This window comes from Streptosporangium lutulentum (assembly GCF_030811455.1).
Lineage (GTDB): Bacteria > Actinomycetota > Actinomycetes > Streptosporangiales > Streptosporangiaceae > Streptosporangium > Streptosporangium lutulentum.
The window spans coordinates 7,439,663-7,457,462 of the sequence record NZ_JAUSQU010000001.1 but is presented as its reverse complement, the minus strand read 5'-3'; the positions used below and the strand labels follow the sequence as shown (position 1 = coordinate 7,457,462).

The following is a 17,800-nucleotide window of genomic DNA, read 5'->3' as shown; positions in this document are numbered from 1 at the left end:
TCGGGTCTCTTGGCCGGACGATCGGCGGGCACGCACGCTCGTCTGTCACAGCTCGCCGCACCGCCAGGCGTCGATCTCCTCCTCCAACGCGGCCTGGTCCAGCTCCGGCACTCGCACGTGCTCGGCCCAGTCGGTCAGGAGCACCACGAACTCCTCGCAGTTGTCGCCCACGACGCTGCCGTGCACATGGAACCACGTGATGAGCGGGGCCGCGTGCGGAGCGTCGGCGTCGCAGCCGGCGCACAGCGTGACGTGGTTCCAGCCGCGTACGTCGATGCCCCGGGAGTTGGTCCACCCGTAGGAGACCCGCGCTGACAAGCTGCCCTTTCCTGTGCAGCGCGGGCAGGGGGACGGCTCCGGGACGGAACGGATCTCCAGGGGGGCGTCGGTCACAAGCTGATCGCCTCGGGCCCTACCAATGTCTTGATATCGGCGGCGAACGATGGTTCGGCTCTGACCGAGAACTCCGGCAGAGCCATGATCAGGACCTTGGCGCCGGGTCGGTGCAGGTGGATCCGGACCGGCACCTTTCCCTGGTGGGTCTTGAAGATGTTCCGCAACTCATGGAGCAGATCCGGCGTGACGCGCTCTTCTCGCAGAGTGATGGTGACCGGGTGCCCGGAGTCGCTGGTCACGCCGGACACATCGATCGGAACGAGGTCGTTGGCGAAGATCGAGATCGCGCCGTCGCGGCTGCTGACCATTCCGCTGACCGACACGACGGCGTCCTCGCGCAGCTCCGGCGCGTACAGCTCGTAGTTCTTCGGGAAGAACAGGCATTCGACGGCGCTGTCCATGTCCTCGACGACGATGATCGCCCAGACCTTCCCGGCCTTGTTCACCCTTTTGTCGACCTTGGTGATGAGCCCGCACACCTTGGCGTCGGTGCGGTCCTGGCCGTTTTCGAGGAGGTCGACGATCGTGTGGGACCGGTTGCGGGCCAGGAGCCGTTCGGTGCCGGCCAGCGGATGGTCGGACACGTACAGGCCGAGCATCTCCCGCTCGAAGCCGAGCCGCGTCTTCTTGTCCCATTCCCCGTCGGGGATCGAGACGGCGAAGGTCTCGTCGACGCCGCCCGCGTCGTCGCCGAACAGCGAGTCCTGCCCGTGGGCCTCGGATTTCTTGATCGGGATGACGCTGTCGACGGCCTGTTCGTGGATCATCATCAGCGCTTTGCGCGGGTGGTCGAGCGAGTCGAACGCCCCCGCCTTGACGAGCGACTCGATGAGCCGCTTGTTGCACACCGTAAGGGGGACCTTGGCCAGGAAGTCGTTGAAGTCCGTGAAGGCCCCCGTGGCTTTGCGGGCGGCGAGGATGGCCTCCACCGGGGTCTCACCGACGTTGCGGACCGCGCCGAGACCGAACCGGATCGCGTCCTTCCCGACCGGAGCGAAGTGCAGGGAGGACTCGTTGACGTCGGGCGGCAGCACCTGGATGCCCATCTTCCGGCACTCGGCGAGGTAGATGGCCGCCTTGTCCTTGTCGTCGCCGACCGAGGTGAGCAGCGCCGCCATGTAGTCGGCCGGGTAGTTCGCCTTCAGGTAGGCCGTCCAGTAGGCGACCAGGCCGTATCCGGCGGTGTGGGACTTGTTGAACGCGTAACCGGAGAACGGCAGCATCACGTCCCACAAGGCTTTGATGGCCTCGTCGGAGTAGTTGTTGTCCTTCATGCCGCGCTCGAAGAACTCGTACTGCTTGTCCAGTTCCGATTTCTTCTTCTTGCCCATCGCCCGGCGCAGCAGGTCGGCGCCGCCGAGGCTGTAGCCGGCCAGCTCCCGGCCGATGGCCATGACCTGCTCCTGGTAGACCAGCAGGTGGAAGGTGGTGCCGAGGATCGGCTCCAGCGCCGCTTCGAGCTCGGGGTGGATCGGGGCGATCTCCTGGCGGTGGTTCTTGCGGTCGGCGTAGTTGATGTGCGCGTTGGCGGCCATCGGTCCGGGCCGGTACAGGGCCAGGACCGCGGCGATGTCCTCGAATCGGGTGGGCACCATCAGCTTCAGCAGGTTGCGCATGGGGCCGCCGTCGAGCTGGAACACCCCCAGGGTGTCGCCGCGGGCCATCAGCTCATAGGTTGTGGCGTCATCCAGGGGGATCTTCTCGGTGGAGATCTCCACCCCCCGGTGCTCTCGGATGATCTGGATGGCGTGGTCGATGACGCCCAGGTTCCGCAGACCCAGGAAGTCCATCTTGACCAGGCCCATGTCCTCGCACTGCGGGTAGGAGAACCCGGTGATGATCACGCCGTCCTTGTCGCGGCGATGCAGCGGGATCAACTGAAGCAGCGGAGCGGAGGAGAGGATGACCGCGGCGGCGTGGACGCCGGTGTTGCGGATCAGTCCCTCGATGCCGAGGCCGGTGTCGACGACCTTTTTGACGTCCGGGTCGCTGTCGTACATCGCCCGGAACTCGCCGGCCTCGCTGTAGCGCGGGTGGTCCTCGTCGAACATGCCGGTGAGGGGGACTCCCTTGCCCATCACGTCCGGCGGCATCGCCTTGGTGATGCGCTCGCCCACCTGGAAGGGGTAGCCGAGGACACGAGCGGAGTCCTTGACCGCGGCCTTGGCCTTGATCATGCCGAACGTGTTGACCTGCGCGGTATAGGCCGCGCCGTACTTCTGGGTGACATAGTTGATCATGTCGTCGCGTCGGCGGTCGTCGAAGTCGAGGTCGACGTCGGGCGGGCTGACGCGCTCGGGGTTCAGGAACCGCTCGAACAGCAGGCCGTGCTCCAGCGGGTCCAGCTCGGTGATGCGGGTCAGGTAGGCGACGATCGAACCGGTCGCCGAACCACGTCCCGGGCCCACCGGGATGCCGTTGTCACGCGCGTAGCGGCAGATGTCGGCGACCACGAGGAAGTAGGAGTCGAACCCCAGCGGAGAGATGACGCCGAGTTCCAGCTCCAGCCGGTCGAGGACCTCCTGGCCGGGACTGTCGCCGTAGCGCTCTTTGAGGCCCCGCTCGCACTCCGCGCGCAGCCAGGACGCCTGCGTCTCGCCCTCGGGCACGTCGAACTGCGGCATCCGGTCGACGTGGGCGAAAACCTCGCTGTAGTCGCCGACGCGCTCCGCGATCAGCAGGGTGTTGTCGCAGGCGTCCGGCAACTCCCGGAACAGCTCCCGCATCTCCTCGGGGGTCTTGAGGTAGTAGCCGGAGCCGTTGAAGCGGAACCGGTTCGGGTCGTCCTTGTTCTTGCCGACCCCGATGCACAGCAGGGTGTCGTGCGCGTCGGCCTGGTCCTCCAGCACGTAGTGGCTGTCGTTGGTGGCCAGCGGCGGTATGCCGAGCTCTTTGGCGACCCGGAGCAGCCCCTCGCGGACCTGGCGCTCGATGTCGAGGTCGTGGTCCATCAACTCCAGGAAGTAGTTCTCCTTGCCGAAGATGTCCTGGTAGGCCGCCGCGGCCTTGACCGCTTCGTCGTACTGACCGAGTCGCAGCCGGGTCTGCACCTCCCCCGACGGGCAGCCCGTGGTCGCGATGATCCCCCGGGCGTTGTCCGCGATCAGCTCCCGATCCATGCGGGGCTTGCCGTAGTAGCCCTCGATGGAGGCCAGGGAGGAGAGCTTGAACAGGTTGCGCAGACCGGTGGCGTCTTCCGCCCACATGGTCAGGTGGGTGTACCTGCCGCCGCCGGAGACGTCCTTGCTGCCTTCGCCGTCGTCGCTGACGGCACGCTGCCCGCCGGCCCCCCAGAAGATGGGCTTCTTCACGAACCGGGACGCCGGGGCGACATAGGCCTCGATCCCGATGATCGGCTTCACGCCGTGGTTCCCCGCGACCTGCTGGAACTCGTAGGCGCCGAACATGTTGCCGTGATCGGACATCGCGATGGCGGGCATGCCCAATCGCGACGTCTCCGCGAATAAGGGGCTGACCTTCGCTGCGCCGTCGAGCATCGAATACTCGGTGTGTACATGCAGATGCGCAAACGATTTGGTCACCTGGGCCCCTTTTCTACGATCTGAACGCCGGTTGCTGGCCCCGGAGCTTACGCCCTTCAGCCCTGTTTCTCACCACCCTTCCCCCGAGCCTCACAGGCGGGTACGGGTCGCACAACGACCCTCGGCACATCCACCGGAAGAGTCTTGCAAATGTCGCGATACGGCCTTCTGGCCTGGGGATATTGGCTCGGTTCCGCCGGCGGGGCGGCTGCTCTCGCCTGCGGGCGCCGTCCGAAAGGGGCCGGTCTCCGTCACGGGTGGCGAGGCCGAAGGCGGTGACCGGTTCCACGGCGGCGAGGGCGGGGTCGAGACCGGTGAGGAGCCGGACGGCGACGGCGTCGATCGTCGCGTGAACGGTCAGAGCCATGAGCCGCGCACCGAAGAGACGGAACGCGCCGGCCCGGCCGCCCTGACCGCAGATCGCTTCGCTCGCGGTCACCGGAACCCGAGGGAAGGGGCGTTTGTGTGTCGTAGTGCACGCTCGGCTTTATGTGTGTACTCGTACGCAGAACGAAGGCTTTCGTCTTTCTAATGTGAGTGATGTCCGAAACGAGCGGCCAACACAAAGCTCACCGGGCGCAGGTTCTCCCCCGAACGCCCTCACTCCAAAGGAAGTCCCCTCATGCGTAAGCTCCGCAGCGTCCTGGTCGGCACCGCCCTGGCCGGCGCTCTGGCGGCCGGTATCGCCGCCGCCCCCGCCCAGGCCGCCACCGCCACCACCGCGAGCGCCGCGAGCACCGCCTCGGTGGTGCAGGCCCAGTACGCCAAGCACTGGTTCTCCGGCTCCTCCGGCTACGGCCGCGGCGAGTCACGCGGCGAGCGCTCCACCTACAAGGGCTCCTGGTACTACGCGAACGGCCGCTACTACTTCGACCTCGAAGCATGGGACCACGACCGCGACCGGCAGAACACCTACGTCGACTTCTCCTACCACGACAACCGCGGCTGGCACACCAAGCGGTTCGCCACCGGCGGCCACAGCCGGTGGACGTTCAGCTACAGCACCCGCGGCGGCTTCGACGGCTTCCGCACCCACATCGGCGAGGGCACCTCCCGCGACTTCGACTGGGGCACCTACTACCGCCACTCCTTCTGAAACCCCATCGGGCACCCCACCCCGATGACCCGACCATAGGGAAACCGAGAGCGGGCACTCCGTCAGGAGCGCCCGCTCTTCCTCGTTCCCGAGACGCGGGCAGGCAACCCAGGCCGACGCAGGCGCCGTGCGCGACCTGACCGCCGCCGGCCGGGTTCGGGCGTGTACGGTCTCCAGCGCCGGGGCCACGATCGGCTCGGTGAGCCCGGCCGATCGGACGCCGCGCCCGGCCCGGCGACGGACTCCGCCGGATCCTTCGCGAGCAGGCTCGGTTCGAGGTGAAGAGTCTCTTCATGCAACAGTTTCCGCCCCTGGCCCCTCTCAGAGGTGAAGGACCGACGAAAGGCAAGGGCTGTTGGAAGCTGATCCCCGTTTCGCGGAGTTCGTCGCCGAACGCGGCGACGCGCTGCTGCGCTACGGCTACATGCTGGCCGGCAATCCGCATGACGCGGCCGACCTGGTCCAGGAGGCGCTGCTGAAGCTGCGCGGCGCCTGGCATCGATTGCACTCGAAGGAGAACCCGGAGAGCTACGCCCGTACCACGATGGCCAGGCTGCACATCGCCACCTGGCGATTACGCAAACGCGAGCAGCTCGCCTGGGATCTGCCGGAGCGCGAGCACCACGACTCGCTGCCCAGCGGCGACGAGCGAAGGATGTGGCAGGCGCTGGCCGGTCTGCCGCGCAAGCAGCGCGCGGTGCTGGTGCTGCGCTACTACGAGCAACTCGACGACGCCGAGATCGCCGCCGTACTCGGGATCTCGCGCGGCACGGTACGCAGCCAGGCCGCCCGCGCGCTCGACAAGCTCCGCGGCGCTGTTCCGACCAAGCCGATGACCAGGGGGAACGTACGATGACCGAGGTTGAGGAGACTCTTCGCAGGACGTTCGGCCAGGCCGCCGGGCAGGCGCCCCGCCTGCCCGCCCTGCTGCCTGAGCGGCTTGAGCGGATCCACCGGCGCAGGAGGCGGCGGACCCGGGTGGCGCTGGCCGCCGCGGCGGTCGTGCTGGTCGCGGGCGGGGCCGTCGCCGTGGTGCCCGGCGGCGACGTCATGACGACCACGACCGCTTCGGAGGCGCGTGCCGCGACGCCGGCCGAGCACGTGGAGAAGGTCTGGCCGGAGGCGGTGCGGAAGGTCCCGGCGAAGGGGCCCGACGGGGCGTCATGGCGACCGGAGACGTTCATCGACGACCGTACGCTGCTCGTGACGGCTCCGGCGGGGTTCGACCAGCCGACCGCCGTCTACGCCTACGACCTCGACGGCGACTCGCGGCGCAAGATCGCTGACCTGCCGTCGCCCGAGAGCCCGGCGGGCGCCGCCAACGGCTTCGCCGTGGGCGACGGACACGTGGTGTGGTGGACCTCGACGAAGGACCGCGTCGCACACCTTTGGGCCGTGCCGGTGGACGGTGGGACGGCGAAGATCGTCGCCGACCAGAGCATCAAGGAGGGGGACGGCAGCGGGATCGACAATCTCACCGTGGCCAACGGCAAGATTGTTTTCTCGCTCTACACGGGCGGGGTCTTCTCCGTCCCCTTGGAGGGCGGCACGGTGGAACCGGTCGAGGGAGGCACCGGGATGCATCTGCTGTCCTGGCCGTGGATCGGCACGCCGGGGAGAGGAGGCGAGCCCAAAGGCACCGTGTTCGCCCGAATCCTGAACGTGGAGACCGGCGAGACCAGAGCCGCCGTCACCCACCCCGGCGAGGTGATCCGATCCTGTGGCGTGACCATCTGCCTGGGCACCACCTCGGAATTCCAGACCTTCTTCCGGCATCGGGACGGCTCCTCACAGAAGATGGTGCCTACCAGGGTGTCCAGCGCGATCCCGCCGACTCAGGATCGCTTCTACGTCTCGGCATACGGCGATGAGAAGTTCGAGGGCGTGGGACTGTACGACCTGAACACCGGTGAATCGGGCTACCTGGGTATTCGAGGGGAGGGCTCCTTCATAACCCTGCCGTCCGAGGATTCGACCGGCAGACTCCTCAGCTACACACTCGGGGACGACCTTTACATGATCGACCTGGCCGAGATCCGGTAGTCCGCCGCCGGACCTCTCCTCGGCGGGCCCGGCGGTGCGCGGCGGCTCGGGGTCTTCTCCCGAACGTGTCCCGGCCGCCACGTAGCGGTTCACCGCGGATGACCCCTGGTTGTCCGCGGTGCCGCGTTTTCCCTCCGCCGACGCGGCCGACGTCCCGATGGGGCCGAGAAGCTTGTTCACGAAGGAACGGAGCGTCAGGCGTACCAGTCGCCGGCGATCTCCTGGATCTCCTTGATCCCCTTGCGCTCCGGGCTCACATACAGGCCCACGGTGTAGACCTGTGTGATCATCTCCGGGTTGTTGAGCAGGCTGAAGAGGTAGAAGGAGCCGCCGCCTTCGACGCTGAAGCCGTAGGGGTAGGTGTGGGACTCATACGCCATGTAAAGGCCCTTGGAGACCTTGGCGTAGGCGAGGCGGCTGAAGTTGTCCTTGGCCAGCCGGTAGCCGTTCTTTCCCGCCTTGTTGTTGGGGTAGTCCCAGAAGGCCAGATACTCCTTGCCCGCGCCATCGCCGTCCGAGGCGGCGGTGACGTAGCCTTCGGCGTCCAGGCGCGGCGCCGGCACCCGCTGGCCGTAGTGCAGCGGGGTCTTCGCGGCCAGCTTGAAGGACTCGCCCTTCCAGCGCCAGAATGCCAGGACGCTCGACCGGTCCTGCCCCTTGTAGGTCGTATGAAGGATGAACCACTCTCCGTCGGACGGCTGCTCGCGGGGCACGTAGTACGTCTGCCTGCCGGTCAGCAGGATCGGCTTGCGGATCCTGCTCTTGTCCCCGTCTTCCACATGGCCCTGGTCGATGACCACCTCGTGCCTGGTGCCCTCTGCGAACAATGCGTCCCGCTTGGAGGGGTCGTCCCACCAGTCGCGATCCTTGATCATTTGATTGTTCCTGGCGAACCAGGCCGCCGCTTCCTTCTTGGCGTCGGCGATGGTGAGCCGGATGCCCTCGGCCGTAGGCGTAGGCGTAGGCGTGGGGGTGGGGGTGGGGGTGGGGGTGGAAACGGGGACGGGCGTGGGTGCCGCAGCGGATGAGGGGGCTGTATCCGATGGGCCGACCAGGTAGGCGACGGGATTGAGCACAAAACCGCAGCCGGCGAGACTCGCTATCAGGATGACGATGAGCAGCGCTTTTCGCACAGTGCCGAATTCCTTCGCTTTATTGCGACAAACATGACCAAGAGACCGTATCGAACGCCCAGATCGGTCCGAGGCACCGTATGGCGCAGCCTCGGCGTGAGCCCCCGCCGGCCTCCGCGTTCGGCAGGCCACCGGCCGGTGCCCTGACCACGTTTTCCTCCCCGGCGGTCAGTGACGCGAGCCGGTTGCGCGCGGAGCCCGTGCGGAGTCCGCGTGGACTCCGCACGGGAGGGTGCCTTGCCGGGCGGCGGGGTCACTGTCCGGAAGTCGTGCGACTGCCGGAAGGGCGGTCAGAGGGAGGCGCGGCGCATGGCTCGTGTCCCGAGCGCGAGACCCACCACGGCCGTGGCCGCGGCGGCGATCGCGCCGTGCAGGACCGCTGCCGAGGACAACTCGCCGGCGAACAGCGCTCGTTCGGCGTCGACGATGTAGGTCACCGGGTTCACCTGGGAGAGGACGGACAGCCAGGCGGGAGCCGCGTCCATGGGCATCAGCACGCCGGACAGCAGCAGGAGCGGGAAGAGCACGACCTGCTGCACGCCGTAGAAGAGGTTCTCGTGATGCTTGGCGGCGATGGCCAGCGCGAAGGTCAGTCCGCCGAGCCCGAGGCCGAACGCCGCCAGGATGAGAAGTCCCGTCAGCGCGCCGAGGGGGTAGAGCCGGAAACCGAACGGCAGCAGAGCGACGACGATCAGGATGGCCTGCGCCAGCAGCGTCACCATCTCCTTCAGGTTCCGGCCGATCATCATCGCCGTCCTGTTCAGGGGGGTGACCAGCATTCGTTCGAGGGAGCCGGAAGCCATCTCGATGAGCAGGAGGTATCCCGCGCCCGTCGTCGCGAACAGGGCCAGCATGACCAGGATCCCCGGTACGAACCACTGCCACGGTGCCCCCTCCCCGACTCCCGGCATGCCGGACAGCAGCGGGCCGAAGAGGAGAAGGAAGACCAGCGGTTCGAGCATGGTGAAGGCGAGGCCGAGAGGATTGCGCAGGCTGGGACGGATTTCACGGGCGAACACGATGCCGGCGGCACTGAGGACGTTCACGTTCGGGCTCCTTGGGTGGAAGATCGGGGTCACTGGGCGCCGTCACCCTCGCGCAGGCTGCGGCCGGTGAGCGCGAGGAAGACGTCGTCGAGCGTGGGGCGCCTGACCTCGGCGGTGAGTGCCCTGACCCCGGCGGCGTCCAGGGACCGGAGGAGATCCGGGAGCAGCGCGTTGCCGCGGGACGCGCGCAGGTTCATCGTCATGGCGTCGACGGTGATCTCGCGTGCGGACGGCATCCGTCCGGCGATCTCCGCGGACCGTCTGGCGTCCGCCTCGTCGCCGGTGGTGACGGTGACGCTGTCGCCGGCCAGGTTCGCCTTCAGGTTCTCCGAGGTGTCGTCGGCGATCATCCGTCCGTGGTCGATGACCATCACCCGCTCGGCCATCGTGTCCGCCTCGTCCAGGTAGTGGGTGGTCATGAAGATCGTGATGCCGTGCTCGTCGCGCAGCCGCAGGATGTGCTTCCACAGGTTGGCGCGGTTGTGTGGATCCAGCCCGGTGGACGGCTCGTCCAGGAACAGCAGCGGCGGCCGGTGGACCAACCCGATGGCGATGTCGAGGCGCCTGCGCTGACCGCCGGAGAGCGTGCCCGCCTCCCGATTGGCCAGGGATTCGAGGTCCAGTACGGCGAGCAGCTCGTCCGCTCGCCTTCGTGACTCCGTCCGGCTCAGTCCGTAGCAGCGTCCTTGCGTCACCACCTCGTCGCGGACCCGGAAATGGTTGCCCGCGCCGTTGCCCTGGCCGAGGTAGCCGATGTGCCGGCGTGTGCCCTCGGGGTCGGTCAGCACGTCGCATCCGGCGACGGTCGCGTTGCCCGAGGTGGGCGGGAGCAGGGTGGTCAGCATGCGCAGGCTGGTCGACTTGCCCGCGCCGTTCGGGCCGAGGAAGGCGACCAGCTCTCCCTCCTTGACGTCGAGGTCGAGGTTGCGCACGGCCTCGACGGTCTCTCCTTTGACCCGGAAATGACGGGTCAGTCCGCGAGTGTGGATCATCTGTTCCTCCAGCGCGTGTGGGTTCGGGCATGGCGAAGCCACCCCTCGGCGGGGCTGATCAGGTGTTTCGGGCACGGCGAGACCACGCCCGGCGGGGCGGATCGGGTGTTTCGGGATGCTCGCGTCGGTCGGCACCGGTTGTGGCGGCTGAAAAAGCTTAGATTGAAATACGTCTAAACCGTTAAGGTCCCTGACAGTATTCGCCGGGCTCCGGCAGGCGCGGACCGTATCGTGAGGGCGTGCAGCCGCAGCCGAAGCCCCCCATCCCGTACCTGCTGGCCTATGCCTTCACCCTCGCGGCCCGACGGGCTGACGAGGAGTTGAGTCCGTACGGCCTCAGCGTGCGGAAGTTCGGGCTGCTGGTGCAGCTCCAGATCGAGCCGGAGCTCACCATGTCGGAGCTGGCGCGGCAACTGGGCGTCTCCCGGCAGTCCCTGCACGAACTGGTCGGTGAGCTGGAGAGGGCCGGTCACCTGAGGCGGTTGCCCGGGGCGACGGGCCGGACCCGCAGGCTCGTCCTCTCACCGGGTGCCAGGCGGTTGGTCGCCCACACGGAGGGGCCGCTGATGCGGATGGAAGCCGACTTCCTCGGCGACATGGATCCGTCCGAGGTCGAGACGCTGCGCACGCTCCTGCAGCGACTGCTGGCCCACGCCACCGACGACGAGACCTGGCTGGCGGGAACGTGAGGGCGCTCCGGCCGTGACGACGCAGGTCGTCGACGTCGGCGCGGAGCCGGCCGTAGACACTGTTGTTCGCGTAGGCGGTCGAGTCGTTCACCCCCGCGCCCATTGACCGAGACCGATACGGTCACCGGCTCTTGCGAACGACCAGCTCAGGAAGGCCGTCGCACATCCGCCGTGGCCGGTTGCCCCGTCCGGGGTACGGAGCCGGCGTCGGTCTCGGTTGCCTGCCCGTGTCTCGGGAACGAGGAAGAGCGGGCGCTCCTGATGGAGTGCCCGCTCTTGGTTCCTATGGTCGGGTCATCGGGGTGAGGTGCCCGATGGGGTTTCAGAAGGAGTGGCGGTAGTAGGTGCCCCAGTCGAAGTCGCGGGAGGTGCCCTCGCCGATGTGGGTGCGGAAGCCGTCGAAGCCGCCGCGGGCGCTGTAGCTGAACGTCCACCGGCTGTGGCCGCCGGTGGCGAACCGCTTGGTGTGCCAGCCGCGGTTGTCGTGGTAGGAGAAGTCGACGTAGGTGTTCTGCCGGTCGCGGTCGTGGTCCCATGCTTCGAGGTCGAAGTAGTAGCGGCCGTTCGCGTAGTACCAGGAGCCCTTGTAGGTGGAGCGCTCGCCGCGTGACTCGCCGCGGCCGTAGCCGGAGGAGCCGGAGAACCAGTGCTTGGCGTACTGGGCCTGCACCACCGAGGCGGTGCTCGCGGCGCTCGCGGTGGTGGCGGTGGCGGCCTAGGCGGGGGCGGCGGCGATACCGGCGGCCAGAGCGCCGGCCAGGGCGGTGCCGACCAGGACGCTGCGGAGCTTACGCATGAGGGGACTTCCTTTGGAGTGAGGGCGTTCGGGGGAGAACCTGCGTCCGGTGAGCTTTTTTGTTGGCCGCTCGTTTCGGACATCACTCACATTAGGAAGACGAAAGCCTTCGTTCTGCGTACGAGTACACACATAGAGCCGAGCGTGCACTACGACACACAAACGGTCTTCGCGAGAAGGCGGCGTCCGCGATCGCGACGGATCCCGCCGGACCTGGCGCTGCGGTGAACAGCGCGGCGTTCCCACACGTCAGAGCCATCACGCCGGTCTGGCGAGCCGTGCGAAGGAGAGCACGACGACGGTCGACAGCAACCAGCCCAGCAGGCCGGCCACGTTCAACAGCGCCGAGGTCGTCGCCCCCGCAGGGCTGCGCGTCTCGGGGTACCACGTCGCGCGCTGGCCCAGCGAGATGAGCGGGATGACGGTGTCCACCGTGTAGAACAGCGGGTCGAAGCAGCGCACCTGCCCGTCCCCGCACGGCCCGGGACGGGCGCCGCGCCCCGCCACGGTCGCGGTGCCGTCCCCCGGAGTCGCCACGTCGTCCACGGTGACCAGCCGGCCGTCCACCGCGTAGACGTTTCCGCGCGGATCGGTGGCCCGCAGGGTTTGCTGGACCGCGGGGCTCAGCATCATGACGCCTACCAGGGCCAGCAGAGCGCCCAGTAGCCACAGCACCCGGCCCGGCCGGTAGCCGTAGCCGACGGTGAGCCCGTAGAGCAGGTCGCGGGCGTTCCTGATCAGTCGGCGCGGCGAGCGGCCATCCGGCGACGGTGCCCGTCTGGCCTGCCGGCGCTGCTCGATGAGCAGCCGTTCGGCCTCCACGGAGTGGCCGTGCTGGCGGAACACCCTGGCCGCCTGCTCGTAGGGACCGGCGTCGAAGGGGACCATCCCGCGCAGCCAGTCGCGACGGGCCCGCCAGTCCCAGGCGCCGTCGAACCGGTCGTAGACGAATCCCGCGATCATCGAGTTTCGTGGCCACCTGGCAGGGTCGTCGGCGAGCACCGTGGTGGACGCGCCGGTCAGGTTCACCAGCGGCGGGACCTCGGCCCAGTGCAGGTTCACGCCGCCGCGTGCCGTGGCCGAGACCGCCTCGATCCCTTCGGCGAAGACGCCGCTCTCGCAATAGATCCGTCCCTCCGCGGCGCACCGGTTCAGCAGCACCCGGCCCTCGGCGGTGAATCCTCTGGAGAGCAGTACTGACCCCCGCACCACCACCTGCTGGAGCGAGAGCGCCTCGCCACCCGGGTTGCGCAGGCGGGCGTTGCGGGCGTCCAGGATGCCGCCGATCGTCGCGGAGCGGAAGCCCAGCCTGCCGCCGACGGCTTTCACATCCTGCAGGTTCACCACGCTGTCGACGACCACGCCCTGCGCGTCGATGAGCGAGCTCTTCTCCGGCCGGCTCCATCTGGTTCCCCGGAGAGTGAGGTCGCCCTTGATGTGCGCCCCCGCCAGCCGCAGAGTGCCCTGGACCGCCACCCCTTCCTCGATGAGGAGGCTGGAGCGCAGCTCGGCGTTGGTCAGATCGAGGGCGCGCCCGCCACCGGCCGTGAGCTCACATCCTGCGTGGATCCGGATGGTGCTGAAGGAGCCCATGGAGAGGTCCACGCCGCCGCCGAGTCGGCACTTGCCCTCGACGCTGAGATCTCCCCCGACGAAGAGGCCGGGGGCACTGATCGCGGTCCCACCGCCGCGCTTGGTGGAGTATCCGGCGCGCCTGACCGCCTCGGTGGGCTCGAAGGTGGCGTTGCGGATCAGGAACTGGCCGGAGACCCGGGCGTTGCCCAGGTCGACGCGGCCACGGATCAGCGGGCGGCGCCCCGTCTGGTCGTCGATGAGGAAGACGCTGCCGCCGATCTGCGCGTCGCCCAGGTCCAGGGCCAGTCCGCGGTCGGGACGGGTCAGCCGGGCGCCGGTCAGATCCAGCGAGCCCGCCACCTGGATCCCCAGCAGCCGCAGCCCACCGCGTGCCTCGAAGCCGTGCAGCAGCCGGATCGTCCCGCCGACCCGCATCCGGTCGGCCTGGACCGCCCGCATCGAGGAGTCGATGACCGTGTCCAAACAGAGCAGGCGTCCACCGATCTCCGACTCGCACAGCCAGACGGCCGCGCTGCAGGAGGTGCTGGCAGAGGTCCACAGGTCGCCGGTGACGCGCGACCTGGACAGATCCAGATCGCGGCGGACCCTTAGCCCGTTGGCCAGGACCCCGGGCACCGTGCAGTCGTCGAACGCCAGCGAGTGCAGGTCGGCACCGTCCAGATGGACGGGCTGATCGAACACACAGCCGGTGAAGCGGAGAGGGTAGGGGACCTCCATCCCGCTCAGGTCGAGCTCGCCGCTGATCCTGGCGCCCTCGATCGCCGGCCCGCGAGGGTCGATCTCCTCCTTGCTCCGACGGCACAGCTCACGGATCAGACGGCCCTCGACGATGAGCTCCTCGCCGGCCCGCGCACTCAGGACCCGGCCCGCCGCGCAGGCCCGTAACAGGGCCGCCTCATCGATCACGGTCAAGCCACACCTGCGAAACCGGCCGATCCGAGCACTCTCCGCAGCCACATGGGCTCAGGCTAGCCGCGTCGCTTTCGGCACGTGTAGCCAATGAGAAGAGATATGGCGGGATTGACGGCCGGCACCGCCGGATGACCGCGCCGGCACCGTGCCGCACCGGCGGCGTGCCTCACCCGGCCGGGGCCTCGGCGGGGGTCTGGGCCAGAAGCCGCCTCACCCGCGGCACGACTTCCTCGCCGTACAGGCGGATCGTGGTCATGAGCTTCTCGTGCGGGAGCGTCCCCGAGCTGTACTTGAGCTCGAAGCGGTCGACGCCGAGCGTGCGCACGGTTTTCGCGATCTTCGCGGCCACCGTGTCGGGCGATCCGACGTAGAGGGAGCCCTCGTCGGCCTCCGACTCGAAGCGGCTGCGGTTCGTGGGACCCCAGCCGCGCTCGCGGCCGATGCGGTCGTGCATGGCCCAGTAGTGCGGCCAGAGCTCGTCGCGTGCCTGCCGGTCGGTCTCGGCGATGTAGCCCGGCGAGTGCACGCCGATCGGCAACGGCTGCACCTCAAGCTGGGTGAGGGCGCGCTTGTACAGGTCGACGTACGGCTCGAAACGCTCCGGCGGGCCGCCGATGATCGCGAGCATGAGCGGCATCCGGTAGCTCGCCGCGCGCACCACGGACTGGGGGCTGCCGCCGACGCCGATCCAGGTGCGCAGCCGGCCCGACTCCGTCTTCGGGTAGACGTGCTGGTCCTTCAGCCCGGCGCGGAGGCGGCCCTGCCAGGTGACCGGGCCCTCTTCGAGCAGGTGGGAGAGCAGGTCGAGCTTCTCCTCGAACAGCTCCTCGTACTGCGCGAGGTCGAAGCCGAACAGCGGGAACGACTCCGTGAAGGAGCCGCGACCGAGGATGATCTCCGCCCGTCCCTGGGACACCGCGTCCAGCGTGGCGAACCTCTCGAACACGCGCACCGGGTCATCGGAGCTGAGCACGGTCACCGCGGTGCCGAGACGGATGCGTTCGGTACGGCCGGCGATCGTCGCCAGCACGATCTCCGGCGCCGAGACGGCGAAGTCGTCCCGGTGGTGCTCCCCGACGCCGATCGCGTCGATCCCCACACTGTCGGCGAGTACGGCCTCCTCCACGACATTGCGGATCACCTGCGCGTACGGCAGCCGATCGCCGTCCGCGCCGACGGTGACGTCACCGAACGTGTCGATAGCGAACTCAAGTGGTGCGGACATCCTTCGCCTCTTTCTCTACAGCGCGAGCAGTAGAGGGAAACGGTGACACCGTGGTGAGAATTCCGGCGGCGATCACCGTCCGGCCTGGTCCGGCCTCGCCGGGCCGCGGCGCCCACGGCACGGTCGTCGACGCCGGCGGGCACTGTGGTCGACGTCACCCCGGCGATATCGAGCCGCTCGGTCTCCGTGCGATCAGCCGGGTGCGGTCGGGTGACTCTTCGACGCGTGCCGCGACCTGGGATCTCTCGGCCACGGGCAGGTCCCGCCGGTCGAAGATGTCGATGTCGACCTCCTCGCCTCCGACGACGGACGTCTCCCAGGCCCCGCTGACCAGCAGGGTCCGCACCGTCTCACCCTTCAGCCGCCGCAGGTGGTCCCTGAGGGTCTCGTCGTCGGGCATGCCGGGAATGCGAGAGGACAGGCGATCCCGGATCTGCCGCAGTCGCTCCATGAGAGCGTCGATGTCCGCGTCCTTGTCCGTGCCCGCGCCTCCCTCCTCGATGCCCTGGACGATCTTCTCTTTGATCGCACGGGTGACCCCGTGATCGTCGGTGGTCACCATCGCCTTCCAGGCCCGGCTCTTGTGCCGGTACTGGAGCATCGACATCGCCGCCTCGTGACGGACGAAGTCGGCGTCGCGGAAGGCTTTCCCGCGCCAGCCGTTGCTGAGGGAGCGCGCCAGGGAGATGGACGACGCGAGGCCGCTGTTGAGCCCGCGCCCCGGCCAGAAGTGGATCGCGTTGGCGGCGTCCCCGAGCAGGAAGCCGTAGGTTCCCGGGGTGGTCGACGTCGCGGGATACAGCTGGGCGGTGAATCGGGGCCGCTGCACCATGTCCAGCCGGAAGGCGGTGACGGCTCTCAGGTTCTCCTCCGTGACGCCGAAGAGCGTCAACCCCTCCATCACCCGTTTCCACAGGGCCGAGCTTCTGACCAGGGCGGGCAGGAACAGCGTGCCGTGGGTCGAGCAGTGAAACTCTCCGTGGTCGGTTCGTGCCATCAGGCACGGGCGGGAGGCGATGCATTCCTCGAACACGTGCCGGACGGGGTCGATCCCGATGACCTCCCCGGCCTCGGTGTCGGTGAGGCGCATGTTCAGGAAGCCCTCGCCGCGCAGGGCGTTCAGGAGAAAACGGTTCTGGGCCACGGTCAGCAGGACGGTCATGGGATCCGACAGGCCGGACTTCACCTGAAGGCCCAGCACGACGTCCTGTATGTGCTGACCGTCCAGTGAGTAGATCGACGTGTCGGCGTTGCCGAACTTGTCGGTGAAGTACTCGCGGGTCCGTGAGCGTCCGCCCTCGCAGATGGCGAGCACCTGGTTCTCGATCAACGTCTCATGGTGCTCGGCCGGGTCGAAGACGGCGGGAACGAGCCGGATGCGGTCGGGCTTCTCGTTCGCCATCTCAAGCAGCCGGTCCTCGATGTCGGCGATCCGGATGTTGCGCGGGCCGTAGCCGCGAATCGAATCGGGGCCGGTCGGCCACATCTCGGAGTACGCCTCGGGGGTGAACAGCCGCGACTGGACCTCCTCGGGGAGGTTCAGATATTGACGACTCTGGACCGTCACGACCTGCCGGCGCCGGACGTTTCCCTGGGCTTCGTCTTTCCACACGACCCGGGACCCGTCCTGAGTCCAGCGACCGTCGTACACCGTGATGGCCACTCGCGGACCCATGAGGTTTTCGAGGAGCAGGGAAAGGCTCAGTCCGACAGGGCCGCCCCCGGAGACCGTGACATTCAGAACCGGTCCCGCGTCGCCGCGCACGGCGGATTTGATGAATGACTGAAGGACGAGGGCGTCGACGATTGTTTCCATCTCATTGGAGGCCTCGAAACTGAACGTTTCATCGCCGATCGTGATCAGATCGTCCGGCTGGAGCACATGCGAGGTCACGCGATTACCGTTGACCAGCGTCCCGTTGCGGCTCCCCCGGTCGTGCAGGACATAGCCGCCGGCCTCGCGGAGCACCTCCGCGTGAAGGCGCGAGGCCCTCCCGCTGGCGATCACCACGCTGCTGTCTTCCCTGCGACCGAAGGTGATGGGCGTGTCGCCGATCGGGAACCGCTGTCCGGTAAGCGGACCTTGATGCCCGACAATCGCAGGTGGCATGGGGCGTACCCCTTTCCCTGGGTCGTAGAACCGATGCGATCGGCGATCGCACGGGCGCTGTGCGTTCCATCGTGTTCCGGGTCGACCAGGTTCATCGCAGAGTTTTCCTCCACTCCGGAGAACCTCTACGCGATCACCCATCGTGCCACGCTTGACGCCCACGGGAAATGTCCCATACCCGCCCAAATCCCTTGCCATCAAACTTCGCATTCAATGACATCAAG

The 17,800-nt window shown here is 68.0% G+C and carries 14 protein-coding genes; 4 read left to right on the top strand and 10 right to left on the bottom strand.

Annotated elements, in window-relative coordinates; all coding sequences use genetic code 11:
* Positions 1–45: 45 nt before the first annotated feature.
* The gene (locus J2853_RS33400) at positions 46–393 is read right to left on the bottom strand and encodes a DUF6300 family protein (RefSeq protein WP_307564688.1); all 348 of its coding nucleotides are present in this window, start codon (positions 391–393) and stop codon (positions 46–48) included.
* On the bottom strand, positions 390–3,938 hold the full coding sequence (dnaE, locus tag J2853_RS33395) for a DNA polymerase III subunit alpha (protein WP_307564687.1): 3,549 nt from the start codon (positions 3,936–3,938) through the stop codon (positions 390–392). Before dnaE ends, J2853_RS33400 begins: the two co-directional genes overlap by 4 nt.
* A 622-nt stretch (positions 3,939–4,560) precedes the next feature.
* On the opposite strand from dnaE, the gene J2853_RS33390 reads away from it, so the two are divergent.
* The 3 genes from J2853_RS33390 (at position 4,561) to J2853_RS33380 (ending at position 7,077) form a co-directional block, all read left to right on the top strand.
* Positions 4,561–5,034, top strand: coding sequence for a hypothetical protein (locus J2853_RS33390; protein WP_307564686.1), 474 nt, complete (start codon positions 4,561–4,563; stop codon positions 5,032–5,034).
* Between the two features lie 355 nt (positions 5,035–5,389).
* Positions 5,390–5,890 carry a SigE family RNA polymerase sigma factor gene (locus J2853_RS33385; RefSeq protein WP_307564685.1) on the top strand — a complete coding sequence of 167 codons (501 nt, stop codon included), beginning with the start codon at positions 5,390–5,392 and terminating at the stop codon, positions 5,888–5,890.
* Entirely contained in the window at positions 5,887–7,077 is a 1,191-nt protein-coding gene (locus tag J2853_RS33380; RefSeq protein ID WP_307564684.1) for a TolB-like translocation protein, read from the top strand. Before J2853_RS33385 ends, J2853_RS33380 begins: the two co-directional genes overlap by 4 nt.
* 194 nt (positions 7,078–7,271) lie before the next feature.
* Here the strand turns inward: J2853_RS33380 and J2853_RS33375 are convergent, their stop codons facing one another.
* From J2853_RS33375 to J2853_RS33365, 3 genes are all read right to left on the bottom strand, one after another.
* Positions 7,272–8,210 (bottom strand): DUF8094 domain-containing protein, encoded by a 939-nt coding sequence (locus J2853_RS33375; RefSeq protein ID WP_307564683.1) that lies wholly within the window; start codon positions 8,208–8,210, stop codon positions 7,272–7,274.
* 290 nt (positions 8,211–8,500) lie between these two features.
* On the bottom strand, positions 8,501–9,256 hold the full coding sequence (locus tag J2853_RS33370) for an ABC transporter permease (protein WP_307564682.1): 756 nt from the start codon (positions 9,254–9,256) through the stop codon (positions 8,501–8,503).
* A 29-nt stretch (positions 9,257–9,285) separates the two neighbouring features.
* Complete coding sequence (locus tag J2853_RS33365; protein ID WP_307564681.1) at positions 9,286–10,248, bottom strand: ATP-binding cassette domain-containing protein; 963 nt, start codon at positions 10,246–10,248, stop codon at positions 9,286–9,288.
* Between the two features lie 239 nt (positions 10,249–10,487).
* On the opposite strand from J2853_RS33365, the gene J2853_RS33360 reads away from it, so the two are divergent.
* Entirely contained in the window at positions 10,488–10,937 is a 450-nt protein-coding gene (locus tag J2853_RS33360; protein ID WP_307564680.1) for a MarR family winged helix-turn-helix transcriptional regulator, read from the top strand.
* Positions 10,938–11,259: 322 nt separating this feature from the next.
* On the opposite strand, the gene J2853_RS33355 is transcribed toward J2853_RS33360, so the two are convergent.
* From J2853_RS33355 to J2853_RS33335, 5 genes are all read right to left on the bottom strand, one after another.
* Positions 11,260–11,610, bottom strand: coding sequence for a hypothetical protein (locus tag J2853_RS33355; RefSeq protein WP_307564679.1), 351 nt, complete (start codon positions 11,608–11,610; stop codon positions 11,260–11,262).
* Positions 11,611–11,652: 42 nt separating this feature from the next.
* Positions 11,653–11,823 carry a hypothetical protein gene (locus J2853_RS33350; RefSeq protein WP_307564678.1) on the bottom strand — a complete coding sequence of 57 codons (171 nt, stop codon included), beginning with the start codon at positions 11,821–11,823 and terminating at the stop codon, positions 11,653–11,655.
* Positions 11,824–11,991: 168 nt separating this feature from the next.
* Complete coding sequence (locus J2853_RS33345) at positions 11,992–14,241, bottom strand: hypothetical protein (RefSeq protein WP_307564677.1); 2,250 nt, start codon at positions 14,239–14,241, stop codon at positions 11,992–11,994.
* Positions 14,242–14,407: 166 nt separating this feature from the next.
* Positions 14,408–15,466 (bottom strand): LLM class flavin-dependent oxidoreductase, encoded by a 1,059-nt coding sequence (locus tag J2853_RS33340; RefSeq protein ID WP_307564676.1) that lies wholly within the window; start codon positions 15,464–15,466, stop codon positions 14,408–14,410.
* A gap of 154 nt (positions 15,467–15,620) precedes the next feature.
* The gene (locus J2853_RS33335; protein WP_307564675.1) at positions 15,621–17,576 is read right to left on the bottom strand and encodes an FHA domain-containing protein; all 1,956 of its coding nucleotides are present in this window, start codon (positions 17,574–17,576) and stop codon (positions 15,621–15,623) included.
* Positions 17,577–17,800: the final 224 nt, after the last annotated feature.